This window comes from Micromonospora sp. NPDC049047, from assembly GCF_040649135.1.
Classification (GTDB): Bacteria; Actinomycetota; Actinomycetes; order Mycobacteriales; family Micromonosporaceae; genus Micromonospora.
This window is the reverse complement of record NZ_JBEZEY010000003.1, coordinates 453191-467119: the sequence shown is the minus strand read 5'-3', so window position 1 is coordinate 467119 and position 13929 is coordinate 453191. Positions and strand designations below refer to the sequence as shown.

Annotated in this window: 16 protein-coding genes; 4 read left to right on the top strand and 12 right to left on the bottom strand. The window is 72.0% G+C overall.

Annotation, left to right across the window (positions count from 1 at the left end; translation table 11 throughout):
- Positions 1-5 precede the first annotated feature (5 nt).
- The 6 genes from AB0B86_RS07850 to AB0B86_RS07825 all read right to left on the bottom strand — a co-directional run bounded on the left by AB0B86_RS07850 (position 6) and on the right by AB0B86_RS07825 (position 5769).
- Positions 6-605: a hypothetical protein gene (locus AB0B86_RS07850; RefSeq protein ID WP_357410066.1), complete on the bottom strand. Its 600-nt coding sequence runs from the start codon at positions 603-605 to the stop codon at positions 6-8.
- A 56-nt stretch (positions 606-661) separates the two neighbouring features.
- On the bottom strand, positions 662-2128 hold the full coding sequence (locus AB0B86_RS07845; protein WP_357416652.1) for a histidine kinase dimerization/phospho-acceptor domain-containing protein: 1467 nt from the start codon (positions 2126-2128) through the stop codon (positions 662-664).
- Complete coding sequence (locus tag AB0B86_RS07840) at positions 2121-2813, bottom strand: response regulator transcription factor (RefSeq protein WP_357410069.1); 693 nt, start codon at positions 2811-2813, stop codon at positions 2121-2123. The genes AB0B86_RS07845 and AB0B86_RS07840 overlap by 8 nt, the downstream gene beginning before the upstream one ends.
- 89 nt (positions 2814-2902) lie before the next feature.
- The gene (locus tag AB0B86_RS07835; RefSeq protein WP_357410071.1) at positions 2903-3409 is read right to left on the bottom strand and encodes a hypothetical protein; all 507 of its coding nucleotides are present in this window, start codon (positions 3407-3409) and stop codon (positions 2903-2905) included.
- Between the two features lie 111 nt (positions 3410-3520).
- Entirely contained in the window at positions 3521-4537 is a 1017-nt protein-coding gene (locus AB0B86_RS07830; RefSeq protein ID WP_357410073.1) for an aminoglycoside phosphotransferase family protein, read from the bottom strand.
- 56 nt (positions 4538-4593) lie between these two features.
- Positions 4594-5769: an acetyl-CoA C-acyltransferase gene (locus AB0B86_RS07825; protein ID WP_357410075.1), complete on the bottom strand. Its 1176-nt coding sequence runs from the start codon at positions 5767-5769 to the stop codon at positions 4594-4596.
- 117 nt (positions 5770-5886) lie between these two features.
- Here AB0B86_RS07825 and AB0B86_RS07820 point away from each other — a divergent pair, with 117 nt between their 5' ends.
- Positions 5887-6315, top strand: a complete 429-nt coding sequence (locus AB0B86_RS07820; protein ID WP_357410077.1) for a PH domain-containing protein — start codon at positions 5887-5889, stop codon at positions 6313-6315.
- A gap of 4 nt (positions 6316-6319) precedes the next feature.
- On the opposite strand, the gene AB0B86_RS07815 is transcribed toward AB0B86_RS07820, so the two are convergent.
- Both AB0B86_RS07815 and AB0B86_RS07810 read right to left on the bottom strand, forming a co-directional pair.
- Positions 6320-7231 carry a rhomboid family intramembrane serine protease gene (locus AB0B86_RS07815; RefSeq protein WP_357410079.1) on the bottom strand — a complete coding sequence of 304 codons (912 nt, stop codon included), beginning with the start codon at positions 7229-7231 and terminating at the stop codon, positions 6320-6322.
- Positions 7232-7331: 100 nt separating this feature from the next.
- Complete coding sequence (locus tag AB0B86_RS07810) at positions 7332-7862, bottom strand: peptidylprolyl isomerase (RefSeq protein WP_130405633.1); 531 nt, start codon at positions 7860-7862, stop codon at positions 7332-7334.
- 84 nt (positions 7863-7946) lie between these two features.
- On the opposite strand from AB0B86_RS07810, the gene AB0B86_RS07805 reads away from it, so the two are divergent.
- Complete coding sequence (locus AB0B86_RS07805; RefSeq protein WP_357410081.1) at positions 7947-8729, top strand: hypothetical protein; 783 nt, start codon at positions 7947-7949, stop codon at positions 8727-8729.
- 256 nt (positions 8730-8985) lie between these two features.
- Here AB0B86_RS07805 and corA read toward each other — a convergent pair whose 3' ends face one another.
- The 4 genes from corA to AB0B86_RS07785 all read right to left on the bottom strand — a co-directional run bounded on the left by corA (position 8986) and on the right by AB0B86_RS07785 (position 12592).
- Complete coding sequence (gene corA / locus AB0B86_RS07800) at positions 8986-10134, bottom strand: magnesium/cobalt transporter CorA (RefSeq protein WP_357410083.1); 1149 nt, start codon at positions 10132-10134, stop codon at positions 8986-8988.
- Between the two features lie 321 nt (positions 10135-10455).
- Positions 10456-11550, bottom strand: a complete 1095-nt coding sequence (locus AB0B86_RS07795) for a PLP-dependent aminotransferase family protein (RefSeq protein ID WP_357410086.1) — start codon at positions 11548-11550, stop codon at positions 10456-10458.
- A 106-nt stretch (positions 11551-11656) separates the two neighbouring features.
- On the bottom strand, positions 11657-12115 hold the full coding sequence (locus tag AB0B86_RS07790) for an ester cyclase (RefSeq protein ID WP_357410088.1): 459 nt from the start codon (positions 12113-12115) through the stop codon (positions 11657-11659).
- An 84-nt stretch (positions 12116-12199) separates the two neighbouring features.
- Positions 12200-12592: a CBS domain-containing protein gene (locus AB0B86_RS07785; protein WP_357410090.1), complete on the bottom strand. Its 393-nt coding sequence runs from the start codon at positions 12590-12592 to the stop codon at positions 12200-12202.
- Between the two features lie 114 nt (positions 12593-12706).
- Here AB0B86_RS07785 and AB0B86_RS07780 point away from each other — a divergent pair, with 114 nt between their 5' ends.
- Both AB0B86_RS07780 and AB0B86_RS07775 read left to right on the top strand, forming a co-directional pair.
- A complete protein-coding gene (locus AB0B86_RS07780) occupies positions 12707-13156 on the top strand; it encodes an NUDIX domain-containing protein (RefSeq protein ID WP_357410092.1) in 450 nt (149 codons plus the stop codon).
- Positions 13153-13920, top strand: coding sequence for a hypothetical protein (locus tag AB0B86_RS07775; RefSeq protein ID WP_357410094.1), 768 nt, complete (start codon positions 13153-13155; stop codon positions 13918-13920). Before AB0B86_RS07780 ends, AB0B86_RS07775 begins: the two co-directional genes overlap by 4 nt.
- Positions 13921-13929 lie beyond the last annotated feature (9 nt).

Sequence of the window (13929 nt, the reverse complement as noted above, 5' to 3'; positions counted from 1 at the left end):
CCCTGTCACTTGGTGCGGGGGATGAGGATCAGCCGGGCCACACCCTTGTCGCCGTCCTTCGCGCCGGCGACACCGAGCGTCGTGCCGACCTTCACCTCGCTCGGCTGCACCGTGGCACGCCGCTCGACGACCCGCAGGTCGTCGCCGAAGGTCCAGGTCATTGTGAAGCCGTCGGTGGACTTGACGGTCATCGAGTCGCCGTCGATCGCGGTCACCTCGCCGCGCTGCACGGCGACTGTCTGCGTACCGCTGTCCTTCGTCTTCACCACCGCCTCACCGTGCAGGGTGTTCTTGCGCAGCAGCACCCGGGCCTGGTGGCGCTTGCGCCACTCCTCGCCGCGCTTGTCCCGGGCCTTCTCCTTCGCGGTGGGGGAGGCCCCCGGCGCCGGGGTGGCCGGCGCGACGACGGTCTGCACGTCCAGGTCGTCGGCGTCGAAGCCCATCGCGGCAAGCGCCTGACCCTCCACGCCCATCGCGGCGGCGACCTCGACGGCGGCCTCCCGGGCGGGTTGGCCGGCCACCTCGGCCGCACCGCAGCCGGTGACGCCAAACGTGAGCGCCGCGAGCAGTGCCGTGGTGCCGGTGGCGAATCCCCAACGTGGCATGACGTTCCCTTCCGTCCGTGGAAACCTCAGCATTCCGGCCGAGGACGAGCGGAGCGTCAGGCCGATGTTCGAGCCAGGTAAGGATTGCCGGGCAGCCGGACCGTGAACGCCGCGCCGCCCTCCGGCGCGTGCCCCGCGCTGACCTCCCCGCCCAACCGACGGACCAGGCCGGCCGCCAGCGCCAACCCCAGCCCACTGCCCACCTTGCGCACTCCCCGGTACCGCTCGTGCAGGGCACCGCGTTCGAACGCCACGGCCAGGTCGTCGTCGGTGAAGCCGGGCCCGCCGTCGCGGACCTCCAGCTCACCGCCGGCGGTCGGGTCCGCGCCGACCGGCCGGACCGCGAGCACCACCGGCGACCCCGGGGGTACGACCCGCAGCGCGTTCTCCAGCAACCCGTCCAGCACCTGCCGGATCCGCCCCGGATCGGTGTACGCGGGCACCGGCCGACCCGGCGTCTCCAACCGGAACGGGACGCCCACCGCCGCGCACCGACCGGCCCAGGTCGGCTCCGCGCCCACGGCCAGTTCGGTCAGGTCCACCGGCACCGGTTCGAGCGGGAAGTCGGCGGCCTCCAACCGGGCCAGCGCCAACAGGTCCCCGATCAGCCGGTCCAGGTGTTGGGCCTCGGTCAGCATGGTCCGACCGGCGTCGACTGTGTGGTCCGCGTCGAGCACCCCGTCGGCGAGCGCCTCGGCGTACCCCCGGATCGCGGTGAGCGGGGTGCGCAACTCGTGCGAGACGGACAGCAGGAACTCCCGCTGCCGCCCCTCGCTTGTGGCCAGCGCGCCGGCCAGGCCGTTCAACGCCTCGGCCAGGTCGGCGACCTCGTCCGGTGACTCGACCGGCACCCGGACGGCCCGGTCGCCGGCGCGGAGCCGGGCGGCGGCGGTGGCCGCGACGCGGATCGGCCGGGCCAACCGGCGGGCCAGCAGCAGCCCGGCCACCACACCGGCGGCCAACCCGGCAAGCAGCGGCAACCAGAGCCCGAGCAGCACCCGGGCCCACAGCCCGTTCGAGGCGCTGCGGGAGAGCACCACCCCGTTGCCGTCGGGTAACGCCCGGCCCTCGACCAGGGCACGCTCGCCGTTGACGACGCGTCGCACCGATACGTTGCGGCCCTGCCCGATCCGCTGCACCACCCGGGCTGGCAGCCCCGGCCGGTCGACCACCCCCCGCCGGATCAGGTACGCGTCGATGCCCTGGTTGCGTAGTTGCTGGATGAGCCGCTCCTCGTCGGCGGTGCGCCCCCGGTCCAGGCGGGTCCGCAGCACCTCGGCGGCGAGCCGGGCCTGCGCGGCGAGGGCGTCCTGATCGCGCCGTTCCGCCCCACGGATCGCCAACGGCACCGCGACGATCGCGGTGACCAGCACCGACACCAGCGCGACCGCACAGGTGACGAGCACCGCGCGGGCGGTCAGGGTGCGGCCGAACCGGCCCCGTCGAGGTGCGACCGGCGGGTCCGCGCCGACCACCGGCAGTGTCATTGTCGGCGACTCGACACGTCCGGGGTGATCAGGCATCGACCGCGTACCCGACGCCACGGTGCGTCCGGATGACGCTCGCCGGGCCGAGTTTCGCCCGCACCTGGGCGACGTGCACATCGACGGTGCGGGTGCCGGCGTGCGCCGCGTACCCCCAGACCCCGGCCAGCAGCTCCTCCCGGGTGAAGACCCGGCCGGGCCGGGCCATCAGGTGGGCCAGCAGGTCGAACTCGGTGGAGGTGAGCTGCACCGGTGCGCCGGCGACGGTGACAGTGCGCCGGGCCGGGTCGAGCGTGACCGGGCCGACGACGCGGGGACGGGCCGCGCCTTCCGGGCCCCCGGCGGTCCGGCGCAGCACCGCGCGCACCCGGGCGACCAGCTCCCGAGGGCTGAACGGCTTGGTGACGTAGTCGTCGGCACCCAACTCCAGGCCGACGATCCGATCCACCTCGTCGTCGCGTGCGGTGAGGAAGATGACCGGGGTCCAGTCTCCTGCCTCACGGAGCCGGCGGCAGATCTCGGTGCCGGGGAGGCCCGGCAGCGCGATGTCCAGGACGCAGGCCACCGGGCGTAACCGGCGAGCCGCGTGCAGACCGGCCTCGCCGTCGCGTTCCAGGTGGACGCCGAAGCCGTCCCTGGCGAGGTAGAGCCGGACCAGGTCGGCGATGGCCGGCTCGTCCTCGACCACGAGGACGAGCCCGCGGTGCGGCGGTTCGACGGTCACCGGCCCATGATTGCCGACGGCGAACGCTCGGGGCGATCGGTGTGTGTTCGAGTTCGGTAAAGGTGCGGTGCGACCCGGTGGGTGTCAGCTCACCGGGACGGGGCGAACACAGTGGGCCGCGGGACGGCCGGGGCGTCGCCGATGCTGGCGACGACCCGCGCGCCGGGCGGTCGCAGGCGGGTCCGGAATGCCTGGTTGAGCAGCGCGTCGAGCTGCCAGACCTGCTTCGGGTGGCTGGTGCGGATCAGGAACCGCTCACGGATCCCGTCGATCGCGGTGGCCGCCATCTCGACCGACTGCAGTCGCGGGTCCGGGCTCCAGGTGACGTTGCTCAGCTCGCGCAGCTCGGTGTTGAGGTGCAGACGCAGTCGGTGCAGCAGCCGGGTCTGCTGGGTCACCACGAGCCGACGATGGGTGAGCAGGAGCAGGTAGTCGCCGGTGACCGGACGGTCGGGGCGGCTGCACCGGGTGACCAGGATGGTGGCGTCACCGGAGCCGACACAGCGCCGGAAGACCGGCATGTGCCGGCTCACGGTCTGCACGGCCAGGCCAGCCTCGGCGGCGGCCGGGAGGAACGTTCGGGAGAAGACGTCCATGACCTGCCCAACGACCTCCCCGGCGGGGTGACGTGGGTCACGACGCTTTTTTGGAACTTCCACGCGGCGGGTCGCACTGCCTGTCCGATTTCCGACGTGGACGGATCCTGGTCAGGTATCCGTCGTGAGCGGGCTGGCGGCGAACAGCTCGGCCAGCCAGCCGGGCACCGCGTCGGCGTACTCGACCCGCGACTCCTCGGCGGTGTCCAGCGCTCGACGCCAGGAGAGCGACCGGCTCACCGCCCCCAACTCGATCGCGAGATCGGCCGCCTCGATCAGGGTCCGCCGGTCGTACCGGTCGGTCCACGCCTCCAGGTAGGCGTCGCGCAACCGGGCCAACTGGGCGTCGTCGGCCGCGCCCTCACTGGCGTACCTGACGGAACGCAGGGTCACCAGCAACGTGCCGAACGGCTGCCCCACCGAGGCGTCGCCCCAGTCGAAGTAGCGGTAGCCGTCCGGCGCCGCGAAGACGTTGCCGTCGTGCAGGTCGTCGTGTTGCACAGTGGCCGCGATGCCGAGGTCGGCAAGCCGACGACACCGCTCGGCGTACGACGGCAGCTCCGCCCGCAGCCGCTCGTGCAGGTCCGGGCTGAGCCCACCCTCGGCACCGACCAGCAGCGACTCACGATCGTCGAGCAACTCGGCAAGCAGCCCGGCCAGCACCTCGGGACGGTGGTCCGGCACGCCCATGGCGACCAGCTCGTCGGCGTGCGGCGCGGTGGCCAACTGGAGTGCCGCGTACCCGGGCAGCGCCCGCTCCCAGTGGGCCGGATCGCTGTCGCGCGCCAGCACGTCGCGCAACGACTCACCGCCGTCGGGCAGCAGGGACCAGCCCTGCGCCGGGTCCACAGCGATCGGGGCCAGCACCCGGTCCGGCGTCAGCTGGGCGAGCCTGGCGATCAGCACCGCCTCGTGCACGGTGCCCGGGTTGTTCGCCTTGAACCAGACCGGGCCGTCGTCGGTCGGCACCCGCCAGACCAACGACCAGGGACGCCGCCGTGGCTCCACCGACCCGGTCACCCGACGGCCGACCCGGTTCAGCTGCGCGTCGACCCAGGATCGGGCCCCCGCCTGCCATCGCTCGCTGGACCAGTCGGGGACACCCGCATCCGCGATCGTCGTTGTCACGCTGGGCACCATAGGGGACCCGGCCGGGGCAGGCGAGGCGTTATCCGCCCGCACCGTCAGACCAGCTCGACGATTGTCGCGTTGGCCATGCCGCCACCCTCGCACATGGTCTGCAGGCCGTAGCGGATCCCGTTGTCCCGCATGTGCTGGAGCATGGTGGTCATGATCCGGGCACCGGAGCCGCCGAGCGGGTGACCGATGGCGATCGCCCCGCCCCGCGGGTTGAGCCGCTCCGGGTCCGCCTCGGTCTCGGCCAACCACGCCAGCGGCACCGGCGCGAATGCCTCGTTCACCTCGTACACCCCGATCTCCTCGATGCCCAGCCCCGCGCGGCGCAGCGCCTTCGCGGTGGCCGGGATGGGCGCGGTGAGCATGGTGACCGGATCGGCGGCGGCGACCACAGCGGTGTGGATCCGGGCGAGTGGCCGCAGGCCGTGCCGGCTGGCCCACTCCGAGGTGGTCACCGCGAGGGCCGCGGCGCCGTCGGAGATCTGCGACGAGGACCCGGCGGTCACCACACCGTCGGCGCGGAACGGGGTGGTCAGCCCGCCGAGCTTGTCGAGGGAGGTGTCGCGCCGGATGCCCTCGTCGGCGAGGAACTTGCCCCCGTCCGCGAGCGGCACCGGCGTCAGCTCCGGGTCGAACGCGCCGGCATCCTGCGCGGCGGCCGCCTTCTCGTGGCTGGCCAGCGAGTACTCGTCGAGCTGCGTACGCGACAGACGCCACCGCTGGGCGATCAGCTCGGCACCGACGCCCTGGTCGAACGGCAGGTGCGCGTCGTCGGCGAAGCCGTCCACGCCCCGGTAGCGGGACCGCACCTGCTCGGTGAACGGGGTGCCGCCGGCCGCGCTGGCAGTGCCCAGCGGCACCTGGGTCATCGACTCCACACCACCGGCGACCACCAGGTCGGCCTGCCCGGAGAGCACCGTCGCGGCGGCGAAGTGCAGTGCCTGCTGGCTGGAGCCGCACTGCCGGTCCAGGCTCGTCCCGGGGACCGTCTCGGGCCAGCCGGCGGCGAGGACGCTGATGCGGGCGACGTTCCAGGACTGCTCGCCGACCTGGGACACGCAGCCCCAGAAGACGTCGTCGACCTGGACCGGGTCGATCCCGGTGCGCTCGGCGAGGGCGCGCAACACGTGCGCCGAGAGGTCGACCGGGTGGACGTCGGCGAGGCTGCCCCGCCGCCGTCCGACCGGGGTGCGCACCGCGCCGACGATGACCGCGTCACTCATGTTTACTCCCCGGTAACCTGGGCTGTCCCGATCCTACGTCGTCCCTGGACCGGTCAGCCGACCAGCGGTCGAGATGCCGTACTCCCGGCTCCCGCCCGCCGCTGGCATGCTGGGCGGGTGGACGAGAATCCCCCGGTGCGGCAGTGGCGGGTGCCGGCGACCCTGCCCGCGGTGAAGCTTGTCGGCGCGGCAGTGCTTGTCGCGCTCGGGCTGCTCTTCGCCGACGGCGACCCGGTTCGGCTGGTGGTGGCCGTCCTGGCCGCCGCCATCCTGGTCGGCTGGGCGGTACGCGACCTGGTCGCGCCGGTCCGGTTGGCGGTGGACCCGGCGGGGCTCACCGTGATCCACGGGTTCGCGAGCCGCCGGCTGCTGCCCTGGTCGACGGTCGAGGCGATCGCCGTGGACCGCCGCCCACGGATGGGGCTGACAAGCGAAACCCTGGAGATCGACGCGGGCGATTCGCTGCACCTGTTCGGCAGGTACGACCTGGGGGCCACCCCGGAGGAGGTGGCCGCCGAGTTGCGAGCCGCCCGCCCGCACCCGTGATCCGTCAGCCGAGCAGGTAGGCGGTGCGGAAGAGGACCAGGCCGAGCAGGACCAGCAGGATGATCGCACCGCCGACGACCTGCACCAACGTGCGTCGACCACGCGGCGCGTACGCCAGCACCAGCCCCATCAGCGCACCGACCACCAGGCCACCGAAGTGCCCGGGGATCGAGATGTCCCGCGCGGTCAACGTGAACACGAGGTTGATCACCAGGATCGGGATGATCTGGGAGATGTCCCGGCCCAGCTTGCGTTCGACGATGAGCAGGGCGGCGAAGAGCCCGAAGATCGCCGTCGACGCGCCGACTGTGGTCGCTCGCGGGTCACTGAACAGGTAGGCCGCCACGTTGCCACCGAGGCCCGCGATCAGGTAGAGCGCGGCGAACCGCACCCGGCCGAGGCTGGCCTCCAACGACCTGCCGAGCACCCACAGCGCCCACATGTTGAGCAGCAGGTGCAGCAGGCCGAAGTGCAGGAACATCGCGGTGACCAGCCGGTACCACTGGCCCTCGGCGACCCCGCCTATCGTGCCGTCGGGCAGGATCGCCCGGCCGAGCACCGAACCCCAGTCGGTGAGCGGCGTGTCACCGCCCATCAGGCCACCGAAACCGCTGCCGCCCAGCGCCGCGTCCCCGCCCCGGTCGGAGGCGATGGAGAGCAGCATGAGCAGCACGTTCACCGCGATCAGTGCCTTTGTGACATAGCCGTGCCGGCCGGCCGTACCGCCGCCGAAGGCGGTACGCGCCGGCCGGACACTGCGGCGTCCCTCGTTGACGCACTCCGGGCACTGGTGCCCGACGGACGCCTCCCGCATGCAGTCCGGGCAGATCGGCCGGTCGCAGCGGGTGCACCGGACGTAGGTCTCCCGACCGGGATGCCGGTAGCAGACCGGGGTGGTCGGCGGAGACTGGCTCACCGGGCCGACCCTCCGTCCACCGCCACGCGATCCACCGACACCGGTCGGTGCGATGCTCCGGAGCGCTCAATCATGCGAGCAAAGGTACCTCGTTGGTCGGTCAGGAGGCAGAGCGCTCGATCTCGACCCGCTCGATGACGACGTCCTGCAGCGGACGGTCGCTCGGGCCGGTCGGGGTGTTGGCGATCGAGTCGACGACCTTCACCGACTGCTCGTCGGCGACCTGCCCGAAAATGGTGTGCCGGTTGTTCAGGTGCGGCGTCGGCGACACGGTGATGAAGAACTGCGAACCGTTGGTGCCCGGTCCGGCGTTCGCCATCGCCAGCAGGTACGGACGGTCGAACCGCAGCTCCGGGTGGAACTCGTCGGCGAACTTGTAGCCCGGTCCGCCCCGACCGGTCCCGGTCGGGTCGCCCATCTGGACCATGAAACCGCTGATCACCCGGTGCGAGATGGTGCCGTCGTAGTACGGCCCGCTGCCCGGCTGACCGGTGCGCGGGTCGGTGTACTCACGGTTGCCCTCGGCCAGGTCGACGAAGTTGCGGACGGTCTTCGGCGCGTGGTTCGGGAAGAGCTCCAGCCGGATCGGGCCAGCGTTGGTGTGCAGGGTGGCGTAGACAGCCTCGGCCACGGGTACTCCTCACTCGTTGGTCAGTTCCATGCGGATCCTCCCATGTGCCCGATCTGGCATCGCGGAGGCATCCGAAGGTGGAGGATGACGAAGGAACAACTCCCAGGAGGTAGGACCGTGTTTGGATTCGGGCGGCGTAAGTCCCAGGGGCAGCTGGCCAAGGCCGAGCTGAACCAGAGCATCAGCCACCTGATGCTGGCAGCCAACCACGCCGCGAAGGGTGCGGGCGCGACCGTCGGTCCGCGGGTCCAGGTGGCCCGGGGCTACGTCGGGCCGGCCGCGGCGCGGGTTCGCGACCAGGCGTCGACCGGCTGGGGGACGACACTCACCACGCTGGCACCGCTGGCCGCGGCGGCCCGTGACGGCGCCGCGCACGCAGGGCCGCTGACCAGAAAGGCCAAGTCGAAGACCATGCGGATCACCGGTAAGAAGAAGCAGCCGCGTCGACGCGGCTCGATGATGACCGGCCTGCTGGCCGCGGGTGTCGTCGCCGGCCTGGCCGGCGCGGTGGCGCTGCGCCGCCGCCGGGAGCAGCAGGAGTGGGCCGAGTACGACCCGACCCGCAGCAGCACCCTGGAGCCGATGCGCGACGAGGTCGACTCGATCGAGGTGCGTACGCCGTCCGCCCCGAAGGGGACCGACGGGGCGGCCATGACCGGCGCGGCGGGGATGACCGGTGCCGGCAGCTCGGCGGTGGCCGGCGGTTCCAGTGCCAGCACCACCGCCCCGGCCAAGCCGGCGAGCATCCGCCCGACCGACAAGGTCCCGTCGGTCGCCGAGGGCGCCACGGACGTCTCCGGCCGGCCGACCGACGACCTCACCAAGGCGCTGGGCAAGGACACCGCCCGCACCAACGGCCGCCGCTGACCCGACGACAGCGCATCGAGCGCCGGCGACGCGGGGCCACCCCGCGCGCCGGCGCTCCCGCGTCGACCGGCGCTCCCGCGTCAAGCAGCGCTCCCGCGTCAAGCGGGGGGCTTTGCAAGATCCACTCGGCTTTAAGGAAGTCGGGGTGTCCGGGGCTGTGGGATGGGATGGCCCGACTTCACGGAACCCGAGTGGATCACACCGCCGGTCCGGGGGCGGGCGGCCCGGGGGCGGTCCGGGGGCGGTCGTCGCGCGGTCAGAGCCAGCCGTTGCGGCGGAACCAGCGGTAGAGGGCGAGTGAGACGCCGAGCATGAGGGCCAGGGCCACCGGATAGCCGTACGTCATCTTCAGCTCGGGCATGTTGTCGAAGTTCATGCCCTCGACGCCGGCGATGGACGTCCAGACCGCAGCGATCGCCGCCCAGGCGGCGATCTTGCGCATGTCGTTGTTCTGGTCGACGGTGACCTGCGCCAGCCGCGCCTGGAGGATCGAGTTCAGCAGGTCGTCGTAGGAGTTCACCTGCTCCACGGTGCGGCTCAGGTGGTCCTGCACGTCCCGGAAGTACTTGCGGATCTCCTTCGGCACATCCCTGTTGACCTGGGAGGTCAGCGTCATCAGCGGCCGCTGCAACGGCACCACAGCCCGCTTGAACTCCACAAGCTCCCGCTTCATCTGATAGATCCGTTGGATCCGTCCGTGGCCCTGCCGGTCGAAGACCTCCGCCTCCAGCACGTCGAGGTCGTCCTCGATCTGCTCGGCCACCTCCAGATAGAGGTCGACCACCCGGTCGGTCACCCCGTACGCCACCGCCCACGGACCCTGCAGCAGCAGATCCTGCTTGGTCTCCAGGTCGGCGCGGATCGGGGCGAGCCGGCAGGCGTCCCCGTGCCGGACGCTGATCACAAAGTTCGGGCCGATGAAGAGCATCACCTGACCGGTCTCCACTACCTCGGAGTTCTCGGTCAGCTCGGCGTGCTCGCAGTACCGCGCGGTACGCAGCACCAGGAAGACGACGTCGCCGAACCGCTCCAGCTTCGGGCGCTGCTCGGCCTTCACCGCGTCCTCGACGGCCAGTTCGTGCAGACCGTAGGTCTCCGCGATGGCGGTCATCTCGGCCAACTCGGGCTGGTGCAGGCCGATCCACACGAAGCCGTGTTCCTCGCGGCGGGCGGCGGTCAGCGCGTCGGCGTACGTCCAGTCGCCGGGTTGCCGCTTGCCGTCGACGTAGAGCGCGCAGTCGACAACCGCGCTGCGGCCGGTGCCGGTGGGCGGCGGCGCGGGCGGCGAGCCGTCGGCGTTGAGGATCCGGGTCATCGCCCGGACCGGGGAGGGCCAGGCCCGGGGCCGCAGCACCCGGCCGGTGCTCGGCGATGCCGTCCGGTCCCGCTCTGTCCGATCCGTCATCGCGTCACCTCCCAGGTCGGCTGCGGCTTGCAGGCTACGCCGACCGCCGTCCGGAACATGTGTGACGGCTGTCGCGTGGGGTCGGCGCCGGGTGAGCCGGGCCGCATCGGGGGGTGTGCGGGGACGACACGGCCCACCCGGCGCCGGTGGGGGCGGGAGGTTGTGCTGCCGCGACACCCAGGTCATGGCCGGTCCGAAGGTCGCGTGTGACCTCCGCGACAACTGATGAGTGACGCTCGCAGCATTGTGGGCTGCCGGCCGCCCGGGCGGGAGCCCCGAGACGGCCGACGTCGTCGTTCTGTCGGGAACCCGACAGTCGGCTCAGCTCCGAACCGCTTCGACTGCCTCGGCGAGCCGACGGACACCTTCGTCGATCTTGTCGGCGGTCACCGCCGAGAAGGCCAGCCGGAGCGCGTGCCGCCCACCGTCCAACACGAAGTCGCTGCCCTTGACCACTGCCACCCCGCGCGCGGCCGCCGCCGGGGCGAGCCGATCGACAAGCACGTCCTCCGGGAACTCGACCCAGAGGAAGTAGCCGCCGTCGGGTTCCACGAACCGCGCCTGCGGCAGGTGCTGGCGCAGCGACTCGGCGAGCAGCCGGGACCGCTCGCCCAGCGCCGCCCGCACCGTGTCGATCGACCGGTCGATGTCCCCGGAGACGCAGAACTGGTGCACGATCGCCTGGGACACCATGCCCGGGGAGATGTAGAGGCTTGTCGCGTTCTTGGCGATGGCGGCGATCAGGTCCGCCGGGCCCACCAGGTAACCGACCCGCACACCCGGGCAGACCGTCTTGGTGAAGCTCGACGCGTGCACCACCACGTTGCGGGTGTCGAGCGAGAGCATCGACGGGAGCGCCTCGCCCCGGAACCGGATGTCCGCGTACGGGTCGTCCTCGAAGATCGTGAACTCGTACTCGGCGGCCAACTCGAGCAACTCTCGGCGCTTCTCCAGCGAGAGGGTCATGCCGGCCGGGTTCTGGTAGTTGGGAATGACGTGCGCGAGCCGGGGCCGGACCCCGGACTCCAGCAGCTTGCGGAGCTCGGCGGTGTCGAGGCCGTCCGGCTGGACCGAGATGCCGTGCAGCTCACTGCCCATCCGCTGAAGGTTCAGCAGCGTCCGGTCGTACGTCGGGCGCTCCACCACCACCGCGTCGCCGGGGCGGATCAGGTGATCGAAGAGGAACGCGTCGGCCTGAAGCGACCCGTTTGTGACAAGCACCTGGTCGGCCTGGACGCCGTGCTTCTCGGCGATCCACTTCCGCAGCGGAAGGTAACCGACGGAGGTGCCGTACGCCGTGACCCCCGCGGGGTCGGCGTCGAAGGCGCGGACGGCGGCGGCCTTGAGCCCCTCGACATCGACGATGTCCAGCGAGGGAGCCCCACGGGCAAAGGAGATCAACTGCTCGGCGGTCATGGATGTTGAGCGTACGGGCGGCGGTGGGGGGCGCGCGGACGGCACGGCGATGTCCGCATCCTGAGCCACCGGGACGGGTGACCCGACTCCACCGGTCGGCGTCAGATCAGACTGGAAGTGCGAGCGCGTCGTGGTGCGCCACCCGGGAAAGTCCCTCAAACTGCACGCCGAGCGCGTCGAGGAGCTGGCTCCAGTCGAAGTAGGAACGCCAGCCGGTGATCCGCCCGTGCCGAGCCCGGACCACGTCGGCCACCTCCCAGCTCGCCGGGCGACCGGTCGGCGCGACGGTGCCGTACGGCGAGTGCAGCGTGCCGGTGTGGGTGCCGCTCAGGCGCAGCTCGACTGCCGCCCCACCACCCGTACGGACCACGCCGAGCGGGTCCACCCGCAGGTCCGGGAAGGCACCGGTCCAGGTGCGCAGCAGCGCGGGCAGCTCGATCGGGCGGACCGTGACACCAGGCATGGAGTAGAACGCCTCGGGCGCGTACAGGTCCGGCAGTCGGGCCACGTCCCGCCGCAGAAGCATCGCGTACTGCTGCTCGACCAGGCGCTCCGCGTCACGCATCGGGCCCTCCCCCACGGGCCACGGAATCTCCGCGCCCATGAGGGATCCTTACCCGTCGATTCGGCCTGGCACACCTCGCGCGGGTCAGGTCGTGGCGGACACCTGGTTCTCGGCCCAGACCCGCATGATGTCCCGGACCGAGATCACCCCGGCCACCTCCCGGCCGTCGAGCACCACCAGGTGCCGGAAGCCGCCGCGGGCCATCGCGGCGGCGGCCTCGGCGACCGTCCACTCCGGCCCCGCGTAGACCACGTCCCAGGTCAGGTGGGCGCCGGTGCGTTCGGTGTCGCAGTCGAGGCCCGCGCCGATGGCCTTCAACACATCGCGTTCGGTCATGATCCCGATTCCCTCGGACTCGGGGTCGATCACGACCGCCGACCCGACACCGCGGGCCGACATCATCCGGGCCGCCTGACGCAGCGTGTGCTCCGGACCGACGACGAGGACCTGGCTGGACATCGCTTCCCGTACCTGCATCACACATCACCCCTTTGGGACGGTGGCATTCGGTACGCACATGGTCGTCGGTGGATGTTTCCGGGACAAGACCGGGCATCGTCGCGATGCCGGGCCGCTCGCTACTGTCGAAGAGTGTCCACCGAGCCCCTGCGCTGCGCCGGCGCGCTGATCGTCGACCACGACGGCCGAATCTTCTTTCAGCGCCGCTCACCCCACCGGCGCCTGTTTCCCAACTGCTGGGACGTCGTCGGCGGACACCTGGAACCGGGCGAGGAGATCGACGAGGCGCTGCGCCGGGAGGTCACCGAGGAGACCGGGTGGCACGTCTCTCACGTCCTCGGCCAGGTGGGCGAGTACCACTACGTCGGAGACGACGGCCTGCCCCGCATCGAGTACGACTTCCTGGTCCGGGTGGACGGCGACCTCGACCACCCGAGGCTGGAGGCGGGCAAGCACACCGAGTACCGCTGGCTGGCCGAGCACGAGGTGCCAGTGCTGGACGAAAACCGCGACGTCAACGACGGTCTGATCCGGCGGATCGCGGAGGAGGGCTTCGCCACCCTGCGGTCGATCGATCGGTGAACACCGTCGAGCTGGCGCCGTACCGGATCGCCGGGCTGCTCGCCCCGGCCGTGGACCGGACGTTCCGCGCCGGCATGCTGGCCGGCCGCGACGGTGGCGGCGCCGAGTTGAGCCAGCGGTACGGCGGGCCGACGGCGAACGGCTTCCTGGTGGACCTGCGCACCCGGCTCGCCGCGCCGGGCGGCACCGTCGACGGGCCGGGTTTCGCGGCGATCACCCGCTACGCCGACCCGGTCGCGGTCCGCCGGGCGGTGGACAAGCAGGTGGCGTACGGCATGCTCCACCGCCGTCCGGACGGGTCCCTCTCCGCCACCGAGCGGGGAGCCGCCTTCCTCACCGAGCTGTACCAGGTGCACGCCGAGGTCACCGAGGAACTGTGGGCCGGGCACGACGAACGGGTCACGCGGCTGGTGGCGGCGCTCGGCCGGCTGCTGACGTACGCCCTGGTGCTGGCCGACGCCGACGGCGACCGGGACGGGTCGGCGTTCGCGGCGCTGGCGCCCCCGCACGAGCCGGACGGCACCCCGCCGGGCGTGCTGCTGCTCAACCGGCTCGGCACGCTGCGTTACCACCGGGCCGACGCGCACGCCGCCGCCTGGGCCGCCGCCGGGCACACAGCGTCAAGCGTCGCCGCCCTGCCTCCCGGCCCCGAACGGCTCGCCATCGAGCTGGAAACCGACAGACGGGCCGCCGGTCCGTATTCCGTGCTCAGCGCGGACGAGCGGCTGACCATGCTCGCCGACCTGGCCGCACTGCCCGGCTGACCCGGTTGG

Bases quoted from the DNA above. Each gene is read 5' to 3' on its own strand.
- AB0B86_RS07825 (WP_357410075.1), bottom strand. From the start codon at position 5,769: ATGAGTGACGCGGTCATCGTCGGCGCGGTGCGCACCCCGGTCGGACGG.
- AB0B86_RS07785 (WP_357410090.1), bottom strand. From the start codon at position 12,592: ATGCAGGTACGGGAAGCGATGTCCAGCCAGGTCCTCGTCGTCGGTCCG.
- AB0B86_RS07850 (WP_357410066.1), bottom strand. From the start codon at position 605: ATGCCACGTTGGGGATTCGCCACCGGCACCACGGCACTGCTCGCGGCG.
- AB0B86_RS07845 (WP_357416652.1), bottom strand. From the start codon at position 2,128: ATGCCTGATCACCCCGGACGTGTCGAGTCGCCGACAATGACACTGCCG.
- AB0B86_RS07835 (WP_357410071.1), bottom strand. From the start codon at position 3,409: ATGGACGTCTTCTCCCGAACGTTCCTCCCGGCCGCCGCCGAGGCTGGC.
- AB0B86_RS07795 (WP_357410086.1), bottom strand. From the start codon at position 11,550: ATGACCGCCGAGCAGTTGATCTCCTTTGCCCGTGGGGCTCCCTCGCTG.
- corA (WP_357410083.1), bottom strand. From the start codon at position 10,134: ATGACGGATCGGACAGAGCGGGACCGGACGGCATCGCCGAGCACCGGC.
- AB0B86_RS07805 (WP_357410081.1), top strand. From the start codon at position 7,947: ATGACGAAGGAACAACTCCCAGGAGGTAGGACCGTGTTTGGATTCGGG.
- AB0B86_RS07790 (WP_357410088.1), bottom strand. From the start codon at position 12,115: ATGCGTGACGCGGAGCGCCTGGTCGAGCAGCAGTACGCGATGCTTCTG.